The sequence below is a fragment of the Streptomyces sp. NBC_00872 genome, assembly GCF_045161915.1.
Classification (GTDB): domain Bacteria; phylum Actinomycetota; class Actinomycetes; order Streptomycetales; family Streptomycetaceae; genus Streptomyces.
Genome location: NZ_CP108806.1, coordinates 2,190,748 through 2,212,900 on the forward strand (window position 1 = coordinate 2,190,748; position 22,153 = coordinate 2,212,900).

At 71.8% G+C, this 22,153-nt stretch carries 15 protein-coding genes; 8 read left to right on the forward strand and 7 right to left on the reverse strand.

The window, feature by feature from the left end:
- Nucleotides 1-59: 59 nt before the first annotated feature.
- The 3 genes from OG214_RS09405 to acnA all read right to left on the reverse strand — a co-directional run bounded on the left by OG214_RS09405 (nt 60) and on the right by acnA (nt 3,850).
- Complete coding sequence (locus OG214_RS09405) at nt 60-689, reverse strand: DUF6879 family protein (protein WP_405984482.1); 630 nt, start codon at nt 687-689, stop codon at nt 60-62.
- Nucleotides 682-951: a hypothetical protein gene (locus tag OG214_RS09410; protein WP_363083844.1), complete on the reverse strand. Its 270-nt coding sequence runs from the start codon at nt 949-951 to the stop codon at nt 682-684. Before OG214_RS09410 ends, OG214_RS09405 begins: the two co-directional genes overlap by 8 nt.
- Before the next feature lie 184 nt (nt 952-1,135).
- A complete protein-coding gene (gene acnA, locus OG214_RS09415) occupies nt 1,136-3,850 on the reverse strand; it encodes an aconitate hydratase AcnA (RefSeq protein ID WP_405984483.1) in 2,715 nt (904 codons plus the stop codon).
- Between the two features lie 587 nt (nt 3,851-4,437).
- Between acnA and OG214_RS09420 the strand changes: the two genes are divergently transcribed.
- From OG214_RS09420 to OG214_RS09430, 3 genes are all read left to right on the forward strand, one after another.
- On the forward strand, nt 4,438-5,115 hold the full coding sequence (locus tag OG214_RS09420) for a superoxide dismutase family protein (RefSeq protein WP_405984484.1): 678 nt from the start codon (nt 4,438-4,440) through the stop codon (nt 5,113-5,115).
- Nucleotides 5,116-5,417: 302 nt separating this feature from the next.
- Nucleotides 5,418-6,398 carry a hydroxyacid dehydrogenase gene (locus OG214_RS09425; protein WP_405987459.1) on the forward strand — a complete coding sequence of 327 codons (981 nt, stop codon included), beginning with the start codon at nt 5,418-5,420 and terminating at the stop codon, nt 6,396-6,398.
- 83 nt (nt 6,399-6,481) lie between these two features.
- Nucleotides 6,482-8,569 (forward strand): DUF2264 domain-containing protein, encoded by a 2,088-nt coding sequence (locus tag OG214_RS09430; protein ID WP_405984485.1) that lies wholly within the window; start codon nt 6,482-6,484, stop codon nt 8,567-8,569.
- Nucleotides 8,570-8,676: 107 nt separating this feature from the next.
- Here OG214_RS09430 and OG214_RS09435 read toward each other — a convergent pair whose 3' ends face one another.
- Entirely contained in the window at nt 8,677-9,642 is a 966-nt protein-coding gene (locus OG214_RS09435) for a quinone oxidoreductase family protein (protein ID WP_405984486.1), read from the reverse strand.
- A 163-nt stretch (nt 9,643-9,805) separates the two neighbouring features.
- On the opposite strand from OG214_RS09435, the gene OG214_RS09440 reads away from it, so the two are divergent.
- Both OG214_RS09440 and OG214_RS09445 read left to right on the forward strand, forming a co-directional pair.
- The gene (locus OG214_RS09440; protein WP_405984487.1) at nt 9,806-10,402 is read left to right on the forward strand and encodes a TetR/AcrR family transcriptional regulator; all 597 of its coding nucleotides are present in this window, start codon (nt 9,806-9,808) and stop codon (nt 10,400-10,402) included.
- Nucleotides 10,403-10,784: 382 nt separating this feature from the next.
- Nucleotides 10,785-11,744, forward strand: coding sequence for a nitroreductase/quinone reductase family protein (locus OG214_RS09445; RefSeq protein ID WP_405984488.1), 960 nt, complete (start codon nt 10,785-10,787; stop codon nt 11,742-11,744).
- An 11-nt stretch (nt 11,745-11,755) separates the two neighbouring features.
- Here OG214_RS09445 and OG214_RS09450 read toward each other — a convergent pair whose 3' ends face one another.
- Nucleotides 11,756-12,409: a histidine phosphatase family protein gene (locus OG214_RS09450; RefSeq protein ID WP_405984489.1), complete on the reverse strand. Its 654-nt coding sequence runs from the start codon at nt 12,407-12,409 to the stop codon at nt 11,756-11,758.
- Nucleotides 12,406-13,890, reverse strand: a complete 1,485-nt coding sequence (locus OG214_RS09455; protein ID WP_405987460.1) for an FGGY-family carbohydrate kinase — start codon at nt 13,888-13,890, stop codon at nt 12,406-12,408. Before OG214_RS09455 ends, OG214_RS09450 begins: the two co-directional genes overlap by 4 nt.
- A gap of 379 nt (nt 13,891-14,269) precedes the next feature.
- Between OG214_RS09455 and OG214_RS09460 the strand changes: the two genes are divergently transcribed.
- From OG214_RS09460 to OG214_RS09470, 3 genes are all read left to right on the forward strand, one after another.
- Complete coding sequence (locus tag OG214_RS09460; RefSeq protein WP_363079835.1) at nt 14,270-15,055, forward strand: DeoR/GlpR family DNA-binding transcription regulator; 786 nt, start codon at nt 14,270-14,272, stop codon at nt 15,053-15,055.
- Between the two features lie 137 nt (nt 15,056-15,192).
- Complete coding sequence (locus OG214_RS09465; protein ID WP_405984490.1) at nt 15,193-16,209, forward strand: 2-hydroxyacid dehydrogenase; 1,017 nt, start codon at nt 15,193-15,195, stop codon at nt 16,207-16,209.
- An 86-nt stretch (nt 16,210-16,295) separates the two neighbouring features.
- Nucleotides 16,296-17,747 carry an FGGY family carbohydrate kinase gene (locus OG214_RS09470; RefSeq protein WP_405984491.1) on the forward strand — a complete coding sequence of 484 codons (1,452 nt, stop codon included), beginning with the start codon at nt 16,296-16,298 and terminating at the stop codon, nt 17,745-17,747.
- An 80-nt stretch (nt 17,748-17,827) separates the two neighbouring features.
- On the opposite strand, the gene OG214_RS09475 is transcribed toward OG214_RS09470, so the two are convergent.
- On the reverse strand, nt 17,828-22,087 hold the full coding sequence (locus tag OG214_RS09475) for a hypothetical protein (protein ID WP_405984492.1): 4,260 nt from the start codon (nt 22,085-22,087) through the stop codon (nt 17,828-17,830).
- Nucleotides 22,088-22,153: the final 66 nt, after the last annotated feature.

A 22,153-nucleotide genomic window follows, 5' to 3' on the forward strand; every position in this document is an offset into this window, starting at 1 on the left:
CCCGACAGGTCATTGTTCGACCTGCCGAGACGCTCGTCTCTGCTGTGCTCGTTGATCGTCTACTCCGCGTCCATCGTCGGCGGGGGAAGGTGTGCCACCTCGCGGGTGAAGTAGCTCTCCACGTCCTCACCTGCCTCGTAGAGTTCCCTGATGTAGCTCTCCCAGCGTGCGATGAGCTCCGGGTCGGTGTAGCGGAGGGCCCCCTGTGGGACGCCGGACTCGGTATAGAGCACGTGGTAGAGCGTATGTCCGCCGAGGATCACCACTTCGGGCAGGAGGGATTCCCGCTCCGAGGCGGCCAGCAGTTCGGCATTGACCGTACGGACTTTTTCGCCGCATTGCGCACGCTGCCGCAGCGAATGCAGCTCCCATTGCAGATAGGGCGTCAGCGGTTCCTCGACAACCCTCAGTCGGTGAAAGACCGAGCCGCGGCGGCGGTCGTCACCGGCGGCTTCGAGCAGGTTGCCGCGCTGTTCCCGCATGAGGCGCAGCGCCTCGTCCCAGTCGCCCCGCGCAAGCGCGTCCCGGCTGGCGTTTCCCTGCTCCTGGAAGTGCTGGCGTCGCTCCAGCTTCCAGGAGTGTCGGTTGCGGAGCGCCGCGTCCCGCTGCCGGAAGTCCCTTTTGTAGACGTCACGTACGAGCCTCTCGCCCTGCTCGGGCGGCAGCTTCGGAGCGAGTAGATCAAGCATCGGCGATATCCGCCTTCGCCGCGCTGAGCGTGTTCCCGGGGATTATCACCAGCCGTTCATCCGCGGCAAGCGCGACACCTTCCGGCAACCGCGCAACATAATGCGAGGTGAGATCCCGGCCGATCACAGCGATATCGCCGTTGTCGAGCTGCCAGATGTCCGGGCATTCATCCTTGCCGTTGGAATTTCCCAATTCCTTCGGCGACTTTCCCAGTCGTCGCTCGAATAACGCCGACGGATCGGCCTCCCAGGCACGTGCCATGCCTTGCCTCCACTCAGGGGTGATTGAGTGCGCAACTGGATCACATTGTATATGCACTCGATTACTCAGAGCAATGTTCGGCGAAGGGCGGGTTCACGCCATCGGGACGTGGTGAGGGCCGTGTTCCGTACGGGTGCGTACGGGACACGGCCCTCTGTCGGTGCCTCTGGTGACGACGCGTGGGCTACTTGCGGATCAGGCTCCGCAGCACGTACTGCATGATGCCGCCGTTGCGGTAGTAGTCCGCCTCGCCCGGGGTGTCGATGCGGACCACCGCGTCGAACTCCACGCCGGTGTCCGTGGTGACCTTGACCGTGCGGGGGGTGGTGCCGTTGTTCAGTTCCGTGACGCCGGTGAAGGAGAAGGTCTCCTCGCCCGTCAGGCCCAGGGCCTCCGCCGAGGCGCCCTCGGGGTACTGGAGCGGGAGGACGCCCATGCCGATCAGGTTCGAGCGGTGGATGCGCTCGTACGACTCGGCGATGACGGCCTTCACGCCCAGCAGCGCCGTGCCCTTCGCGGCCCAGTCTCGGGACGAGCCCGAGCCGTACTCCTTGCCCGCCAGGACGACCAGCGGGGTGCCGGCGGCCTGGTAGTTCTGGGAGGCGTCGTAGATGAAGGAGACCGGGGCGCCCTCGACGGTGAAGTCGCGGGTGAAGCCGCCCTCCGTGCCCGGCGCGATCTGGTTGCGCAGCCGGATGTTGGCGAAGGTGCCGCGGATCATCACCTCGTGGTTGCCACGGCGGGAGCCGTACGAGTTGAAGTCGCGCCGCTCGACACCGTGCTCCGTGAGGTACGTGCCGGCCGGGGTGTCGGCCTTGATCGCACCGGCCGGGGAGATGTGGTCCGTGGTGACCGAGTCGCCCAGCTTGGCGAGCACCCGCCCGCCGGCGATGTCCTCGACCGGGCTGGTCTCCATCGTCATGCCCTCGAAGTACGGGGGCTTGCGGACATAGGTGGACCGCGGGTCCCACTCGAAGGTGTTGCCGGTCGGGATCGGCAGCGCCTGCCACTGCGCGTCGCCCGCGAAGACGTCCTGGTACGACTTGTTGAACATGTCCTCGCCGATGGCGTTGGCCACGACATCGTTGACCTCGGCCTCGGTGGGCCAGATGTCCTTGAGGTACACGGGCTTGCCGTCCTGGTCGATGCCCAGGGCGTCCTTGGTGATGTCCACCTTCATCGAGCCGGCGAGGGCGTACGCGACGACCAGCGGCGGGGACGCCAGGTAGTTCATCTTGACGTCGGGGTTGATCCGGCCCTCGAAGTTGCGGTTGCCGGAGAGCACCGAAGTGACCGCGAGGTCGTGCTCGTTGACCGCCTTGGAGACCTCCTCGGGCAGCGGGCCCGAGTTGCCGATGCAGGTGGTGCAGCCGTAGCCGACGAGGTTGAAGCCGACCTTGTCGAGGTACGGGGTCAGACCCGCCTTGTCGAAGTAGTCGGTGACGACCTTCGAACCGGGGGCGAGGGTGGTCTTGACCCAGGGCTTGCGGGTCAGGCCCTTCTCGACCGCCTTCTTGGCCACCAGCGCGGCGGCGACCATGACATACGGGTTCGAGGTGTTGGTGCAGGAGGTGATCGCGGCGACGACCACGGCGCCGTGGTCGATCTCGTACGTCGAGCCGTCGGGGGCCGTGACCAGCGTCGGCCGCGTCGGTACGCCATCGGCGGAGGCCGGGGCGTCGGAGGCCGGGAAGGACTCCTTGCCCGCCTCCTCGTCCTCGGACACGTAGTTGCGTACGTCCTCGGTGAACTTCTCCTTGGCCTCGGCCAGGACGATACGGTCCTGGGGACGCTTCGGGCCCGCGATGGACGGGACGACCGTGGCGAGGTCCAGCTCCAGCTTCTCGGAGAAGTCGGGCTCGGCGGCCGGGTCGAGCCAGAGGCCCTGCTCCTTGGCGTACGCCTCGACGAGCGCGACCTGCTGGTCGCTGCGGCCGGTCAGCCGCAGATACTTCAGCGTCTCGTCGTCGATCGGGAAGATCGCGGCGGTGGAGCCGAACTCCGGCGACATATTGCCGATGGTGGCGCGGTTGGCGAGGGAGGTGGCGGCGACACCCTCACCGTAGAACTCGACGAACTTGCCGACGACGCCGTGCTTGCGCAGCATCTCGGTGATCGTGAGGACGAGGTCGGTGGCGGTGGTGCCGGCGGGCAGCTCACCGGTCAGCTTGAAGCCGACGACGCGCGGGATGAGCATCGAGACGGGCTGGCCGAGCATCGCGGCCTCGGCCTCGATACCGCCCACGCCCCAGCCGAGCACACCGAGGCCGTTGACCATGGTGGTGTGCGAGTCGGTGCCGACGAGGGTGTCGGGGTACGCCTGGCCGCCCCGGACCATGACCGTACGGGCCAGGTGCTCGATATTGACCTGGTGGACGATGCCGGTGCCGGGCGGGACGACCTTGAACTCGTCGAACGCGGTCTGGCCCCAGCGCAGGAACTGGTAACGCTCCCTGTTGCGGCCGTACTCCAGCTCCACGTTCTGTGCGAAGGCCTCCGCCGTACCGAACTTGTCGGCGATGACGGAGTGGTCGATGACCAGCTCGGCGGGCGCCAGCGGGTTGATCTTCGCCGGGTCGCCGCCCAGTTCCTTCACGGCCTCGCGCATGGTGGCGAGGTCCACGACACAGGGCACGCCGGTGAAGTCCTGCATGATCACGCGTGCCGGGGTGAACTGGATCTCCTGGCTCGGCTGCGCCTGGGAGTCCCAGCCGCCGAGCGCGCGGATGTGGTCGGCGGTGATGTTCGCGCCGTCCTCGGTGCGGAGCAGGTTCTCCAGCAGCACCTTCAGGCTGTAAGGGAGGCGCGCGGAGCCCTCGACCTTGTCCAGCTTGAAGATCTCGTACGACTCGTCGCCCACGCGCAGCGTGCTGCGGGCGTCGAAGCTGTTCGCCGACACGACAGTCTCCTTCATCAATGTGCGCGTACTACCGCGCCTGTACCTCTATGTGCGGCTACCGCCGCGTGGTGCCGCCACGGCCCTCGCCGATCCGCTAAGGTAAGGCTTGGTTAGGTAACCCTTACCGAGTGGCGGCCGCGGTACGCCTCGGGCAGATATCTCGATGTCGAGATAACTCTAGTACATGACCGCTGCCGGGTCATGCGCGGGCTCGGCTCTCCCGCCGGCCCATCGGCCCGTCGAACGCTGTCGCGTCACCCGCCCGGAGGATCCGGCCGGCCGGACCGGTCGTCGGGCGGGAGCGGACGTGCTGAACGAGGCGGGCCCGTCGAGCCGTCCCCGGCAGACCCTCCCCGGATCCCGGGAGATGATCACTCTCGAATGCCGCCGATGTGCCCCGGAGCTAATCTGGCGCTGTCCGAGTCGCCGGCGCGGAACGCCCAGTCGTGGCCAACGCCTCGGCGCACCCGGCGCTTCACTGCACCGAACGCCTTAAACGCATGGCGCGGACTCGCCATGCGACACGGCGGGACCGCCGCCGTCCACCACCCTGGACTCCTCAACATCACCGTCGAAGGAGACCGCTCGTGAGGACTCATCGCAAGGCGTCGGCTCATCGCAAGGCGTCCGCGGCCCTCGCCGTCACCGCCGCGCTCGTGATGCCGGCCATGACCACCACGGCATTCGCGCGGGACGGCTCCGACCTGGTCGAGGCAGGGGGGTGGTTCGCACCGGTCTCCGCCCTCCAGCTCTCGAACCCGCTGACGTACGACGTGACGAAGGTGCCCGTGGGCTCCCGTATCTCCGTCGTCCAGCAGGGCAGCGAGAAGGGCGGCGGGCAGGGCCGTGAGCACACCGGGGATCAGGCCGGGGACCAGGCCGGCGGGGCGGTCACCACGGTCCGGCTCAGGGTGAGCGGTCTGCTCCCGGACCGTATGTACGGCGCGCATGTGCACACCGGGCCGTGCGGCCGGGCCCCGGAGGCCGCGGGGCCGCACTACCAGAACGTCGAGGACCCGGTCCAGCCCTCCACCGACCCCGCCTACGCGAACGCCGAGAACGAGGTCTGGCTGGACTTCACCACCGACGCCGGGGGCCATGGCGCCGCCGTGTCCCGGCACGACTGGCGCTTCCGGCCGGGCGGGGCGCGTTCCGTGGTCATCCATGAGCACCACACCTCGACGGCCCCCGGTGCGGCGGGGACGGCGGGGGCACGGCTCGCCTGTCTCACCGTGCCCTTCGAACCGTCCGCCGCCGACGAATGAGGTGATACGTCCCGGCCGTGTGAAGTGATACGTCCCGGTCGTGCCGGAGCGGCGTTCGGCGTTCGTATCCGTACGAGACGCCGCCCGGCACCCGGTCCCGGTGCGCGGGCCGACATACTTGGTCCAGGACCGGAGCCACGGGAGGCGCCCGTGCCCGGCACTCCCGTATCAGGAGATCGAGTTCGTTGACCGCCGCACCGACCCCACGCCCCGTACAGCCCCATGTGGAACCCCCCGCGCCGGCTCCAGCCCCGGTACGGGCCCCGGTACCGGCCGGGGCACGGCCGCGCGCCGCGCTCGCCATGGCACCGGATGTCGCGGACTCCGTCCTCGGCCCCGACGCGCTGACCGCCCTGCGCGCCGTGTGCGATCTGGCGCCACCGCCCGTCCTCGACGACTTCACCACCGACCGGGCCCGCGCCACGCTCGCGGACGTCGAACTCCTCGTCACCGGCTGGGGCTGCCCGCCCCTGGACGCGGCCGTCCTGGAGACGGCACCGCGGCTGCGCGCCGTCGTCCACACCGCGGGGTCGGTCCGCGGCCATATCACCGAGGCCTGCTGGGAGCGCGGGATCGAGGTGTCCTCGGCCGCCGCGGCCAACGCCCTTCCGGTGGCGGAGTACACCGTCGCGATGATCCTGCTGTCCGGCAAACGCGCCCTGGAGCGCGCCCGCGACCACCGCGCCGCGCGCCGCCGCCCGGAGGCACCCCGTACCTCCGCCGAGGTGGGCAACTACGGCCGTACGGTGGGCATTCTGTCCGCCTCGCTGATCGGCCGGCGCGTCATCGAACTGCTGCGGCCCTACGATCTGCGCGTGCTGCTGCACGATCCGTACGTCGATGACGAGGAGGCCGCCGCGCTCGGCGTCCGGCGGGTGGATCTGGATGAACTGTTCGCGCTGAGCGACACCGTGAGCGTGCACACCCCGCTGCTGCCCGCGACCCGTGGTCTCGTCAGCCGTGAACTCCTGCTGTCGATGCGGCGGGACGGTGTTCTCATCAACACCGCGCGCGGCGCCGTCATCGATCAGGACGCCCTCGTCGACGTGCTCCGGGCGGAGCGGATCCGGGCCGTCCTCGATGTCACGGATCCCGACGAGCTGCCGCCGGACCATCCGCTGTGGGAGTGCGAGAACGCGGTCATCACCCCGCATCTCGCCGGCTCGGAGGGCAATGAGCTGCGGCGGCTGGCCGATCTCGCCGTCGGTGAAGCCGCCCGCTGGGCCGCGGGCGACGGCTTCGCCCATCCCGTACGACGCGAAAGGCTGGCCTTTCTCGCATGACCTCACCTCGCGAAGTCCCCGGGCCGTCCCCGCTCCCCGGGCCCGGACGCCCGTCGCGTGAGAGCCCGGGGAGCCGCGGGAGCTTGGGGAGCCGCGAGAACCGTGAAGGCCCCGGGTTCCCGCCGCCCGCCGAGGACCGTGCGCTGAGTCCCTTCACCGGCTACACCCGGGCGCACTGGGAGGCCACCGCCGACGGTCTGCTGCACGCCGCCTGGCGGTGGGCCACCCCCGGCCGCGCCCTGCTCGACCTGCCCGGCCGGCCCTCCGTCTCCGGTGTGCGGTCGGACGGTCTGGAGGGGTACGCCCGTACGTTCCTCGCCGCCGCCTTCCGGGTCGCGGGCGCGGGCGGCGAGGATCCGCACGGCTGGCTCGACCGGTACGCGGACGGGCTCGCGGCGGGGACCCGTACCCCCGGCCGGCACGACACCGAGTCCTGGCCGCACATCCTCGGCCACGATGTGCACGGGCAGCCGATGGTCGAGTCCGCGTCCGTCGCCATCGGGCTGCGGCTGACCAGGAACTGGCTCTGGGACCGGCTGGATCCGGGGGTGCGGGACCGCGCCGAGGAGTGGCTGCGGGGCACGCTGCGGCACACCCCGGCCCCCAACAACTGGTATCTCTTCCCGTACACCGTCGCCGGATTCCTGGAGTCGGTGGGACGCGGCGACGCCGAGACGGCACGCGCGCGGGAGCGTGCGCTCGGTCTGCTGGAGGGGTGGTACCGAGGACAGGGCTGGTACGCCGACGGCGACGGGCGCGCCTTCGACCACTACAACGGCTGGGCGCTGCACTTCTATCCGGTGCTGGACGCCCATCTCGCGCGGCTCGACGCCCGTCCGCGCGACGCCCATGCCCGTGAGGCCCGTCCCCTTGACGCACGTCTCACGGACGGCACCACGGAGCCGGGCACCCGGACTCGTCTCGGCGCGCGGCTGAGTGAGCATCTGGAGAGCTTCTCGCTGCTGTTCGGCGCCGACGGCGCCCCCATCCACTTCGGCCGCTCGCTCACCTACCGCTTCGCGGCCGGCACGGCGGTCGCCCTGGGCGCCGTCACCGGGCACACCCCGCTCGCTCCCGGTGTCTCGCGGCGGCTGCTGAACGGATCGCTGCGCTACTTCCTCGACCGCGGCGCCGTCGGCGCGGACGGTCTGCTCGGCCTGGGCTGGCACGGGCCCCATGTCCCCACGCTCCAGCGCTACTCGGGGCCGGCCTCGCCCTACTGGGCGTCCAAGGCCTTTGTCGCGCTGCTCGCGCCCCAGGACCATCCGCTGTGGACGGCCACCGAGGAACCGGCGCCCAGTGAAGGCGCCGACCGGGTGCTCTCCCTGCCCGCGCCGGGGCTGCTGATCCAGTCCACGGCGGCGGACGGGATCGTACGGCTGCACAACCACGGCAGCGACAACATCCGGCCCCACGAGGGCGAGTCGGCGGCCGAGGACGACCCGCACTACGGCCGGCAGGCCTACTCCACCAGGACGGGGCCCACCTCGCCGGAGAACATCGCGGACAACCATTTCGGCGTCGAGATCGCGGGAGTGGGCAGTGTGCGCCGCCGTATCCGCCCGCTGGGCGCCGGACACGGCGACGGCTGGGGCTGGGCCGCCTCCTGGCATCTGCCGGTCTTCGTGCCGGGGCCGCCCGCGGCACCGGGACTGCGGGTCGAGAGCGTCACCGTGGTCAGGGGGCGGTACGAACTACGTGTGCACCGTGTCGTCGGCGCGCCGCCCGGAACGCGCGTACGGCAGACGGGCTGGGCGACCGGCTCCGGCTCCGGCTCCGGCTCCGGCTCCGGCTCCGGCTCCGGCTCCGGCTCCGGTGACAGCATGGGCGCCGGAGCCGCAAGCGGCGACCGGGCCGAAGCTGGCGACCACGTACGGTCCGCTCTGTTCGGGTTGTCCGGCTGGGAGTCGCCGGACGAGCCACGGGCACCGCAGGGTACGGCGTTCACACGCTGGGCACGTGTGCCCCGGCTGACCGCCGAGGCAGAGGGGACGGCCCTCTTCGCCGCCCTCGCCGTCCTCACCGCCGAGCCCGGCCCCGCCCCGCTGTCCGAGGCGGTGAGCGAGGTCCGTACGCCGGGCGTCGACGGGAGCACGATCGAGGTGACCTGGGCGGACGACGGCTCGACGACCCGCGTCGGTTTCGACCCGCTGACGGTCCAGCACGGCTGAGGGCAGGACGGGCCGGGGAAGGGTCGGGGAAGGGCCGCGAGACCCGAAGACCCGGTGGTGCGGAGCCCCGGAGACCCGGCGGCGCGGTGTACCGCGCCGCCGTGCGGCTACGGCAGGAGCAGCAGCTTGCCCGTGGTCGCGCGGGATTCGATGTCGCGGTGGGCCCGCGCGGCCTCGGCCAGTGGATATCTCCCCCCGATGGGGACCTTGAGCTGTCCCGTCCCGACCAGTTCGAAGATCTCGGCCGTCCGGGCGAGCAGGGCCTCCCGCGTCGGGATGTGATCGTGGAAGACCGGATAGCAGACCTTGACGCTGTTCGGCAGCTCGCGCATGGTCACGACCGGGGACTCGCCGATCAGCGGGCCGTAGTACAGCACGGTGCCGTGCCGGCGCGCCACGCTCAGAGAGGCGCGGAAGGTGGTCTCGCCACCGCCGTCGTAGACCTGGTGCACGCCCTCGCCGTCCGTCAGTTCCATGACGTCCTTCACGAACCGGTCGTCCGTGGACACCAGCACATGATCGGCGCCCGCCGCCCGTGCCACATCCGCCTTGGCCTCGCGCGAGACCAGACCGATGACCACACCGCCCCGGAGCTTGATCAGCCGCGTGAGCTGCTGCCCGAGACCGCCGGCCGCGGCATGCACCAGGGTGATGTCACCGGGCCCCACCGGGGCGGCCTCGGTCACGAAGTGATGGGCGGTGAGGCCCTGCATCATGACACCCGCCGCCGTCTCGTCCGTCAGGGACTCGGGGACCGGTACGGCGCTCGCCGCCGGCAGCACGAGCTGTTCGGCGTAGGAGCCGTAGGCGTACACCCAGGCCACCCGGTCACCGATGGCGAAGTCCGTCACACCCGCGCCGAGCGCGCTGACCCGCCCCGCTCCCTCGACACCGGGCACGAACGGCACCCCGACGCCCGGCGGGCCGAAACGGCGGCTGCCGGTGTCCATGAAGTTCACACCCGCGACGGTGATGTCCACCCGTATCTCTCCGGCGCCCGGTACCGGGGACGTCCGCTCCGCCGGCCTCAGCACCTCGGGACCGCCCAGTTCCTCGACGACAATCGCGCGCATCGCCCGCGCCCCTCTCTTCGGTCAGGTCTTCTTGTCGGCCTTCGGTCGGCTCTTCGGTCGGCTCTCCGGGTCGGCGCTTCGGTCGACAGTCCCACCATCGCGCGCTTAAAATAGACCGGCAAGTCCAGAATCATGGTTCCCGGAAGCCGGAAGGACGGCCGACATGGCCAAGACGCTGACCGCCAAGGGGGCCGCGACCCGGCAGCGGATCATCGACGGCGCGGCGGCCGAGATCCGTGACCGCGGTGTGCTGACCACCACGCTCGACGACGTCTGCCGCAGGACCGCCACCAGCAAGGGCCAGCTCTTCCACTACTTCCCGGACGGCAGGGAGCAGCTTCTGCTCGCCGTCGCCGAGCAGGAGGCCGAGCGTGTGCTGGAGGACCAGCAGCCGCATCTCGGCCAACTGACCACCTGGGACGCGTGGCAGGCCTGGCGGGACGCGGTCGTACGCCGCTATCAGCGGCAGGGGATGAACTGCCCCCTGGGCGTGCTGATCACCGAGCTGGGCCGCAGCACGCCCGCCGCGCAGGCGGTGACCGTGCGGCTCATCGAGCAGTGGCAGTACGAACTGCACGTGGGCATCACCGGGATGCAGCGGAGCGGCCATATCTCGGCGGACCTCGACGCCGGACGCACCGCCGCCGCGATCGTCGCGGCCATCCAGGGCGGTGTCACCATCCTGATGTCCACCGGCGGCAGCACGCATCTGGAAGCCGCGCTGGACACCTCACTGCTCTTCCTCCGTCTCGCGCACTGACCGCGCCGGCCGCGCCGGCCGACCGCGTCGACGGAGAGCGACGTTGACAGAGCGCGACAGGGCTGGCTGTAATGGGACGCGTGTCGCGTGACACCGGTCGAAGAGCAGTGGGCGGACCGGCGGTTGGGCGGACACCTGTCAGCAAGGGACGTCGCCATGAGCGCACACTCCACCAGCCTCGTCTGATGTGAGCCGCCGCCGCGCGCTGGACGCCGCCGCGCGTTCCTTGCCCCTCTCCGTCCTTCGTGGTGCCCCGCACCGCCGTGTGACGTCCTGAGTTCCTTCCTCCGGGCGAGGTCCGTATGTGGTGCGCGGTCAGCCGCCTTCACCATCCTCGCCGCCGTCACCGCGGCCCCACACACGTCCGGAGAGCCGACGCCCTATGCCCATGTCCTCCCCTCATCTGTCCTTCAACCAATCGATCATCGACGAGTTCCGGGCCAACGCGGGAAAGGTCGGTGGCCCCTTCGAGGGCGGCGATCTCCTCCTGCTGACCACCACCGGCGCCCGGTCCGCGACGGAGCACACCGTTCCGCTCGGCTTCGTCCGCGCCGACGGCCTGCTGCTCGTCGTCGGTTCCGCCGGTGGAGCAGACCGTCATCCCGCCTGGTATCACAACCTGCTCGCCCGTCCCATGGTGCGGGTGGAGATCGGCACCGAGACGTTCGAGGCGATCGCGGTCCCCGCCGAGGGCGCACGGCGCGATCTGCTGTTCGAGCAGATCGTCCGCACGGCGCCCGGATACGGTGACTACCAGGCCCGTACCACCCGGATCCTGCCGGTCGTCGCGCTGGAACGGTCCGGTCCCGAGCCCGGGGAGGGTCCGGAACGGGTCGTCGATCTGGCCGGCAAGCTCCGGGAGATCCACACCTGGCTGCGCGCGCAGTTGCGGCAGGTACGGGCAGAGGCCGATGCCCACTTCGCCGATGCCGGAACCGGGACCGGCCCAGGTGCCGGAACCGGTCCTCAAATCGGTCTGGGTCTCCAGCTCCGGCAGCACTGTCTGGCCTTCTGCCAGTCCCTGGAGTTCCATCACAGCAGCGAGGACGCGCACATGTTCCCCGGACTCGCACGTCACTACCCGCATCTGCGCGATGTCTTCGACCGGCTCGGCGAGGAGCACCGTACGCTCGCGCGCGTCCAGGCCGAACTGCTCACCCTGCTCGGCGGGATCGCTACGGCCGATCCGCAGCGGTTCCGTGCCGAACTGGACCGGATGACACGGGAGTTGCATGCCCATCTCGACCGCGAGGAGGAGTCGCTGCTCCCGGTCCTGGCCGGCATCCCGCTGCCGCCCTCGCCCCCGCCCTCGCCCGGCACGACGCCCGGCACCACCGGGTGACCGGATCCGCCCTACGGCGTCGGCACGTTGTACGACATCAGGGCCACCTGCCCCGATGACACCCGCAGTTCGGTGATCGCGCAGTTGCGCATCCCCGGGAGCACCCGGCGGTACTCGCTCCCGGGGATACCGAGCAGCCGGCACAGCACCAGCCGGAACAGGGTGTTGTGCGCCACGGCCAGGACCCGGCGGCCCTGATGGGCCTCGGCCAGCCGCAGCAGCGCGGCGGCGCCCCGGGCGGCGGCGGCCTCCGGGTCCTCGCCGCCCGGCAGCGGACACGCGGCCGGGTCGCGGCGGAAGTCCGCGACCTCCCGTGGATACGTCACTTCGAGTTCGGCGATGGTCCGGCCCTCGGCGACCCCGAAGTCCAGCTCCGCCAGGTCGAATTCGACGACGGCGTCCAGACCCGTGGAGCGGACGGCCGGTTCGGCGGTGCGGCGGGCCCGCGAGAGCGGTGAGGTCACGATCGCGCCGAGGCGGGCGCCCGCCGCCCAGACACCGAGTCCTTCGGCCTGCTCGACACCGCGCGGGGTCAGCTCGATGTCGCTGATCCCGGTGTAGCGGTTCTCGTCGTGCCAGACGGTCTCCCCGTGCCGGGCCAGAAAGAGGGTCGTGGAAACGGGAGATACCGCAGGCCCTGGAGAGGGAGATATCGACGCCGTCATCCGTGCTCCCGTGCGTAGGCGGCCGTCGCCGGGGGCAGCCAGCCGCGCCGTTCGAGCGCGTCCACCAGATTGACGAAGGGCCCGGCGAAGCGCGCGCTGATCCTCGGCCGCGGATCGAGAATCGTCCGTACCCGGACCATGCCCCGTACGGCGGACAGCGACGAGGGCTCGCCGCCCGACCGCACACCGTGCGCCGCGAGCACCGCCATCCCGAGCGCCGAGTCCGTGTGTTCGGGGACCGTCGCGGTCAGCCCGAGGACGTCCGCGCGGAGCTGGTTCCAGTACGGGCTGCTCGTGGCGCCGCCGGTGAACGCGATCGGCGACTGGGCCGGGGCGCCCAGAAAACGGATGTAGGCGAGACAGAGCCGTTCGACGAGTGCCACCCCCTGGAGCAGCGCCGCATAGCGATCGCCGTCGTCGGCGGGCCTGCCCAGTACGAAGGGTTCGGCGTCCGCCGCCAGGAACGGGAAGCGTTCCCCGCGCGAGACGAGGGGATACGCGACGACGCTCGCCGGCTCGTGCTCGGCGGCGAGCCGGTCGAGCCGGTCGAGATCCGCCCCGGGGAAGGCCCGGGTCAGGGCGCCCGCGCCGACACTGGAGGCGCCGCCGGGCAGCCAGTGTCCGTCCGGTGAGCGGTGGTTGTAGAGCACCCCGGCGGGATCGTGGAGCGGCTCCTCGGTGACGCCCTTGAGGACGAGGGTGGTGCCGAGGACGGTGTTCCACTGTCCGACGCCCCAGGCCCCGGAGCCCAGTTGGGCCGCGCACCCGTCGGTCATCCCCGCGATGACCGGAGTGCCCTCGGCCAGCCCCGTACCGGCCGCCGCCTCCTCGCACACCGTACCGATCCTGGTGCCCGGCGCCACCACGTCGGGGAAGTCGAGACGGGACAGGCCGAGCCGGTCGTGGACGGCCGTGGGCCAGGTACGGGTGTGCAGGTCGTAGCCGGTCTTGAGGGCATGGCTGGAGTCGGCCGGCACCGGACGCCCGACCAGCCGGGTGGTGATGAAGTCGGACTGGTGGCAGACGCGCGCGCCCTTGAGCCCGGCCCCGGCGCCGTCCCGCCGTCCCTCGCGCTCGGCGCGGGTGAGCCAGAGGAGTTTGGCGAGGGCCCAGGTCGGCTGGATGCGATGGCCGAGCGTGCGCCACACCTCCGCGCCGGCCTCCTGCGCCTCCCGCGCCTCGCTCGCCGCCCTGCCGTCGTCGTACATCAGCGCGGGCGTCAGGGGGGTCCCCCGGGAGTCGGTCAGCAGAACGGTGCCCGAGGTGGCGCACACCGCGACTCCCCGTACGCGCGCGGCGGAGAGCGTACGCAGGGTCCGGCGGACGGCGGCGCGGGTGCTCTCCCACCAGTCGGACGGGAGCTGTTCATGGCGGTTGCCGTCGCGCCGCCCGGTGAGCGGGGCCGAGCCGCGGCCCAGTACGTGTCCGTCGTCGGTGACGGCCAGGGCACGCACGCTCTGCGTCCCCAGGTCGATCCCCATCCACACGTCCTTGTGGCGTGCGTCCGTCACAGATTCCCGCCTTCCACGTCCCGTCGCCTGCCGGTCGTCTTCTCGTCGCCCGCTGGTGATCTCACGATGCTTTTCACACGGTGACCACGATGGTGCACCAGGGGGCGCGCACAGGGGTCCACAGGACCCGGATTCCCTTGTCTCACCTGGTGAGGACAGTGGGACGGCGGCGGACAGCACCGGTTGACGGGTTGACCCGATCGCCGCCCGTGGTGAACACTGCCGAACGGTACATCAACAATCTATGTTATATCCTCAGAGCTTCATGTTATTGATGAGGTGTCTCGGGCGGAGGAGCACACACGTCCTCACCTGTCCCGTGCACGACGGATCGGAACAGGACCGGGGAATGTCACAGGACAAGAGCCAGCGGGGCCCCATACAGCGGCGCCGGGAGATCTCCGACCATGTGCTGACCGAGGGGTCGGCATCGGCGGCGGACCTGGCGGAGCGGTTCGGTGTGAGTCCGATGACGATCTACCGGGACATCGACGAGCTCGAACGCGAAGGTGTGGTACGCAAGTTCCGGGGCGGTGTCACCGCGCAGCCCTCCGGGGTGTTCGAGAGCAATGTGGCCTACCGCAAGAATTCGATGCGGGCGGAGAAGGAGGCACTCGCCGCGAAGGCCGTCACCCTCATCGAACCCGGGATGTCCGTGATGATCGACGACTCGACCACCGCGCTCGAACTGGCCAGGCTCCTCCCCCGTATCGAGCCGCTGACCGTCGTCACCAACTTCCTCGAAGCGCTGAATCTGCTGGCCGACGAGCGCGGTCTCCATCTCATGGCCCTGGGCGGCGACTACGACCCGCTGCACGACTCCTTCCTCGGGGTGCCGTGCGTGGAGGCCGTGGAGGCGCTGCGGGTGGATCTCTGCTTCGTGTCCACCTCGTCCGTGTACGGCGACTACGCCTTCCATCAGGAACAGCGCATAGTCGCGGTCAAACGCGCGATGCTCAAGTCCGCCGGGCGCACGGTGCTGATGATCGACCACTCAAAGCTCACCCGCACCGCGCTGCACCGGCTGGCCCCGCTCGCCACCTTCGATCTGGTGCTGGTCGACGACCGCACACCGCCGGAGGCCCTGCGGGCCCTCGACGAGAGCGGTGTCCGGTACGAACTCGCCCCGACCTGAGGGCACCTGGCCTCCCCCGTGAGGGCCCCTGGCCTCCCCGCCCCCATGCTTCCCCGCCCCCGCGCTTCCCGCCTCCGCATCCTCCGCCTCCGCACTCCCCACCCCTGGGCCGATCCACCGCCAAGGAGACCTGGCCGATGAGAATCCTCGCCGCGGGCGACCACTTCGTCACCCCCGAACTGCTCACCCGGGAGCTGACGGCCGAGATCGGCACCGCTCACACGATCGACGAGATGCGCCTGCCCTGGCCCCTCACCCCCTTCGGGCGGGTCGCCGAGGTGGACGAGGCGTCGGGTGACGAGGAGACACTCCTCGCGGCGCTCGACGGGGCGCGGATCTGCGTGACCCAGATGGCCCCGGTGACCAGGAAGGTCCTCGACGGGTCACCGGATCTGCGGCTGGTGGTCGTCGGCCGGGGCGGGCCCGTCAATGTCGATCTGGACGCGGCGAAGGAGCACGGCGTCCAGGTCTGCAACACCCCCGGACGCAATGCCGCCGCCACCGCCGAGTACACCGTCGGACTGCTGCTCGCCACGATGCGCCGTATCCCGGAGACCTCGGCCGCGCTCGCCGAAGGGCGCTGGGCGGGCGAGTTCTACACATACGGCAACTGCGGACCCGGTCTCGCCGGCGCGACCGTCGGACTGATCGGCTGCGGCGCGGTCGGCAGCCGGGTGGCGCGGGCCCTGACCGCCCTCGGCTCGGACGTCCTGGTGTACGACCCCTACGCCGACCCGGACGCCCTGCGCGAGGTGGGCACACCCGTCGCCGGTCTGGACGAGCTGCTGCGCCGGTCCGCCGTCGTCTCGCTGCACGCGCGGCTGACACCCGAGACGCGCGGTCTGCTCGGCGCCCGGGAACTCGCCCTGCTCCCCGACGGCGCGGTCGTGGTCAACTGCGCGCGTGGCGCGCTCCTGGACGAGAACGCCCTGTGCGACGCCCTGGAATCGGGCCGGCTCGCCGCGGCCGGACTCGATGTGTTCGCCGTGGAGCCCCCGCCGCCCGGCTCCCGGCTGCGCTCGGCTCCCCGGCTGGTCATGACGCCCCATCTGGCGGGCGCGAACAAGTCGGTCGCGCACAACGCGGCACGCGTCGCCGCCGCCGAGGTCGGCCGGTTTCTGCGTGGCGAACCGCTCGCCCACCGTGTCGTCTGAGGAGAACGTCGACCACGGGTCCGTAAGTTCATGAGCGTCACCGGGAGTTGAAAGAGCGTCGGCCAAGGCTGGGAAGGGACTGCACAGTGTTCGTCGGCCTGGACATGGGAACCTCGGTCGCGAAGGCGGCGGCCTTCGACGAGGACGGCACCGCGCTGCGCGTGGAATCGACACCGATCTCGCTCGGCGGGCGCGGTGACCGGGTGGAACAGAGCGTCGAAGAGGTCGTACGGGCCGCCTCCCGTGTCCTGGGAGCGGTGACCGAGGGCCGGGCGCCCGCGCTGGTCGCCCTCACCGGACAGGGCGACGGGCTCTGGCTGGTCGACGCCGGGGGACGGCCCGTACGCCCCGCGCTGTCGTGGATGGACGGCCGGGCCGGTGATCTCGTCGCGGGCTGGATGGCCGACGGTACGGCGGAGCGGCTCTACCGCCACACCGGCAATGTCCTCTTCTCCGGCTCCCCCGGCCCTCTCATGGCCTGGCTCGACCGCAACGAACCGGAGTCCCTGGACGCCGCCACCACCGCCGCGTGCTGCAAGGACGTCCTCCATCTCCGGCTCACCGGCGAGCGCGGCACCGATCTCTCCGACGCGTCGGTGCCCTTCCTCGATCCCCGCACCCGTACCTACTCCCCCGAGGTACTGGCGGCCCTCGGACTCGGGCACCGCGCGGATCTGCTGCCCCCGATCGCGGCGGACCTGCCGTACGGGGAGGCCACCGGCCGTACCCCCGGACTGGCTCAGGGGACCCCGGTCAGCTCCGGTCCGTACGATCTGCCCGCGTGCGCGATCGGCGCGGGTGTGACCGAGCCGGGTGACGGACTGCTCATCGTCGGTACGACCCTGGCGTGCGAGGTCGTGGTGGAACGGGTCGCGCTGGACGAGGACCCGGTCGGATTCCATCTCGCCACGGCCCGGCCCGACCGCCATCTGCGGGCCCTGCCCGCGATGACCGGGACCGTCGCGCTCGACTGGGTGCTCGGTCTCACCGGCACCTCCCACGAGCAGGTCTCGGGCCTGCTGGACACGACCCCGCGCGGAGCCCACGGCGTGGCCGCGCTGCCCTATCTGTCGCCCTCCGGCGAACGCGCGCCCTTTGTGGACCCCACCGCGCGGGCGGAGTTCACGGGCCTCGATCTGCGGGCGTCGCGCGCCGATCTGGTACGGGGCATGTGCGAGGCGATCGCCTTCGCGGCCCGGCACTGTCTGGAGGCCGCGGGCCTCACCGGTGAGCTGGCCGTCTGCGGCGGCGGCGCGCGCAGTCTGGCGTGGCTGCGGGTCTTCGCCGATGTGCTCGGCCGCCCGCTGCGGGTCGCCCGTGGACCGGAACCGGGCGCGCGCGGGGCGGTGCTGGCCGCGGTCGCGGCTCAGGGCGCGGAGTTCGGACCCGGCCTGGACACCGCCGCGTGGACCGCGCCGGACACGGTGGTGGACCCGGATCCGGCGGGGGTGGAGTTCTACGAACAGGCCTACGCCGACTATCTGCTCAGGGTGGAGAGCGCGCGGGAGCGGTGGCGGGGGCCGACGGCGGGGAGTTGACCGGCCCCGCACGCCGCCGCGTTCCGCGTTCCGGGCTCCGGGCTCCGGGCTCCGGGCTCCGGGCTCCGGGCTCCGGGCTCTCAGCGTCCGCCCCCGTCCTCGCTCTCCGTGGAACCGAGCAGCAGCCGTACGGGACCCATCAGACCCGTGACCCGCTGGCCGGGGAAGACGAAGTGGGTCGGGCTCGTCGCGTCCAGGTGCGGTGCGAGCGTGCCGAAGACGGTGATCTCGATCTCCTGGGCGCCGGGTCCGACCAGCCCCGTGACGTCGAAGACATACGGGGCGCACACCCGCACCCCGGCCGCGGCACCGCCGATCCGTACCTCCGCCGTGCCGCGTACCCGGCCGAGATCGAGAGACACCCGCCGCGCGGCGGGGCCGCCGGCCTCGGCGCCCATGGCCTCGGCGGGCACCGTGACCACACGGCGGTAGCGCACTCCCCCGCTGTACTCGGCGAGGCCCCGCGCCTCCCAGTCGCCCGTCCGGATCACTCCGGGGCCGACCTCGCAGCGCAGCGGTCCGGCCAGGGCGGCGCCGCCCTGACGGCCGGGACGGGTCTCCACGCGCAGGGCGGCGGTGCGTGGTCCGGAGGGGCCGTCGGCCGGGAGATCGACGGCCACCGTGCGCACGCCGTCGGCGCCGGTACGGCCGGCCGTCGCCGGGCGCTCGTGGCCGTCCACGAACACGCTTGTCCCGCCGTACGCGCTCACCGTCAACCGGAGCGTGCCGGGGGGCAGTTCGCACCACAGCCACTCCGTCCCGTCACCGGCTCCCGGGACCGCGAAGCCGACCGGGACCACCGTGCCGTCGTCGGCGTCCGGATCCAGCCAGGCGGCGCCGGGCAGGGGGTGCGGCCTGCGCCGCAGATACAGCGCGGCCGGGTCCCCGATCTGCCGCCGGCGCACCGCGACCGGCGCCCGTCCGCCACCACGCTCGGCCCACCAGGTGGCGTCGCTGTGCGTGGCCGCGACCACACGGTCGTGGTCGTCGTACAGCACCGCGTCCACCAGGACGGCCGGATCGTCGCCGTCGGCGCTCTCCACGGTGATCTCGTTCTCCCCGGCGCGCAGGGCCGCCGCCACCTCGTGCCGCCGTACGCGTGGCACGGCGTGTTCGGCGTACGGGTCGAAGCCGCCCTGCCTGCCCATGACATGGCCGTTGACACGCAGGACACACCGTCCGCGTGCCGCGACCTGGACGACCGCCCGGCCCGGCACCGCCGCCAGGGTCAGGGTCGTCCCCACGGTGGCCCGCCCGTCGCCGGTGTCCGCGCGGGGACCGTCCGCGAGGATCCACTCGGGACGCCGGTAGCGTTCCGGGTCCCGGACGAGCGCGATGTGCGCGCGCAGATCACCGTCCTGATGGGGCGTCAGGTCCAGTTCGAGGAGATGTCGGCCCGCGGCCAGCCGGACCGGTCCCATGGCGAGATGGCCTCTGCCGTCCAGTTCCACGCGCGCGCCGCCGAGCCTGGCCGCCTTCGCCGCCGCCGCCCCGACCGCGAGATACCCGTCGAAGTCCTCGTCCAGCAGCAGATCGGACCGCACGCGTGCCGTCGCCCCGGCGGCCGTCGGGCCGACAAGGACGAACTCCTCCGGCACATGGCCCTTGGGTCCGAGGACCTCACGGTGGATCGGGTCCTTGTGGATACCCCGGCTGTCGGACCACGAGAGGGTGGACCGGAGGCCGCCGTCCGCGCCCAGCACGACCGCGCGCGGCCCGAACGTCGCGTGGACCGGCGGCCCGTCAGGACCTTCGGCACCGCCCTGCCGGAAGGTACGGCACTCGGTGACCGCCGTGGCACCGGGAGGTGCGGTGAGCGGATCGGCGGACGGGTCGGCGGACGGCCCGGCGGGCGGGCCGGTCACGGGCCGGGCGAAGTCGCCCCAGGTGTTGTCGAGGGTCGGTACGAGCGTCATCTCCCACTCCGCGTCCGCCGGGATCTCGACCGCCGTACGGAAGGGCCCCGGCGCGGTCACCGGCCCGGTCCCGGGCTGCCCCGCCCCGGGCTGCCCGGTCCCGGGGGTCCATGAGCCGCGCGCGGGAAGGACCAGCACCGCCGCGGGCCCGGTGTCGAAGGGCACCTCGATGTCCACGGCCCGTGGCTCGTCCTCGGCCTGCCGGACCGGCAGCGTACGCGGCGGACCGCCGAACGGATCGAGCAGTACGGCCGGGCCCCCGGTGCCGAGAACCCGCACCCGCGCGGTGCGCGCGTACCGGTCGGGGTCGAAGTCGTAGCGCGCGTCGAGCCAGCCGAGCGCGGCGCCTCGCTCGTCGGGGGCGGCGACGGACGCGCGGGTCGCGCGGGGGGACGCGGCGGTCAGGAACACCACCATGGCGTCGTCCACCCGGCGCGCGAGCGCGGGCACCGACGCCCGGACGGCCGGACGGGGCGCGGTAACAGACGGACGGGACGGGGCGACGGACGGGCGGTGCCCGGTGACGGACGGGCGGGGCGCGGTGGCAGACGGACGGGGCGCGGTGAGCACCGGGCCCAGATCCGCCGCCGACGGTACGAAGACGGCCCTCCCCTCGGCGAAGCACGCGCGCAGTTCGTCCCGCACCTTGTCCAGGGTCGCCGTGTCGTCGGGGCCGACGACCTGTTCGGGAAGGGCGCCCAGCGCGATCAGACCGCCACCGGCGGAGGCGAACTCGACCAGCCGGCGCGCGGTGTCCTGTTCGAGCACCGTGCACGCGGGCAGCACGATCGTCGCGTAGCGCTCGTCCGCGACACACAGGCGTACGGCACCGTCGTCCGCGCCCTCATGGACGCCTTCGCCGCGGTCCTCCCGTACCCGGGCGCGCGCGACCGACTCGTCGTCGATCACATCGGCGTCGAGACCGAGCCGGTCGAACACCCCGGGCCGGCTGTGGAACCAGGTCATGTCCCCGACGAGTTCGAGATAGACCGCCTGCGCCCCGGCCGCCGCCTCGGAGACACCGTCGAGGGCCGTACCCGCCTGCGCCGTGGTGGTGGGCAGCAGGATCGCGGTGTCGCAGAGATGGCGGCCGAGACTCAGGACGGCGCACAGCCGGGTCACGGCGTCCGCGAAGACACGGTGGTGACGCCAGTACGGCTGACGCCAGTCGGTGCCCGGAGGTGCCCACTCCCACCAGCCGCCCTTGGTCGTGTAGTAGACGGCGTGCGGGTTGTAGAGGTTCGCGCCGGCCCGGAGCCAGGGCAGCAGCCAGTCGAACGTCTCCTCCAGCGTGCCGCCCCAGCCGGTGGAGTGGAAGGCCTCGATCCAGGTACGGGGCCTGCCGTAGAGATGCGCGAGCGAGGAGTGGATACGGGCGTCGCCGTGGTGGTCGGAGCCGGGCGCGGAGAACCAGCGGTGGGTACGGGCGTAGTCCGCGTACAGCTCGACACCGCCGACGGGGTGTCCCGCGCGGGCGGGATCCTGCTGGTCGCAGCCGGCCAGCAGACCGTGGCGCTCGTGCCAGGCGGCGAGGGGCCGGAAGAACGCCTCCTCGGCCAGTTCGGCGCGGGTGAGGTGGTAGTCACGCCGGACACGGCCGGTGTCCGGGCGCGCGCCATCCTCGTACAGCGCGTCCAGACACTCGGTCAGGTCATAACCGCGCAGCCGCAGAAAGGCGTCGGCGAACCCGGTCGACCAGGTCGGCAGGGTCGGCAGTTCATCCTGGAACGACCCGGCGACCACCGTGCCCAGCCGGTCCCCGAGCCGTCGTTCGAACGCGCCGTGCACCCGGTCGAGCAGTGCCGCGCAGGCGTCCTTGCCGAGATAGTCGAAGCCCAGGGGCACATGGTGATGGAGCGTCAGACGCCATCGACCTGGACCCGGCGCCCGTACGGTCCGGCCGTCCAGGGGGAGCGGGACAGTGGGTCCCGTGCACCGGCCGTCGCCGTCGAGCCGTACGGCGCTGCCCGCGAGCGGCTGTCCGTGCGCGGGGCAGCGCAGTTCTCCGTCGCCGTCGGCCACCGTACGGACGCGTTCGAGCCGGCGGCCCGCGTGGGCCGGCTCCTCGTCGACGAGCCGTGCCTGGAGATCGGCCCCGGAGAAGCCGAGCTGGTCGTAGAACCAGAGGCGGACCCCGAGCGCGTGCGCGTCGTCGCAGACGCCTTCGAGCAGGGTCCACCACTCCTCGGACATGAACGGCGGATCGTCGGCGTCGGAGCCGAACAGCGGTCCCGACGGCGCGAGATTGAGGAGTACGAGGTTGAACACCCCGCCCTCCGCGAAGCGTTCGAGCTGGGCGCGCAGCCGCGCGCGGTCGAGCCGTTCCCCGCTCCACCACCAGATGGCGGTGGGTGAGAAGGAGCGCGGCGGATCGGCCAGCACCGCCTCGATGTCCGCGGGGAGCTTTCCGTACGCCATGACCATGTTCTCGTTCCTTTGAAAGCCCCCGTCCGGAATCCCCCCTCTCTTCGGCCTCCTCGGCCTCTTCGG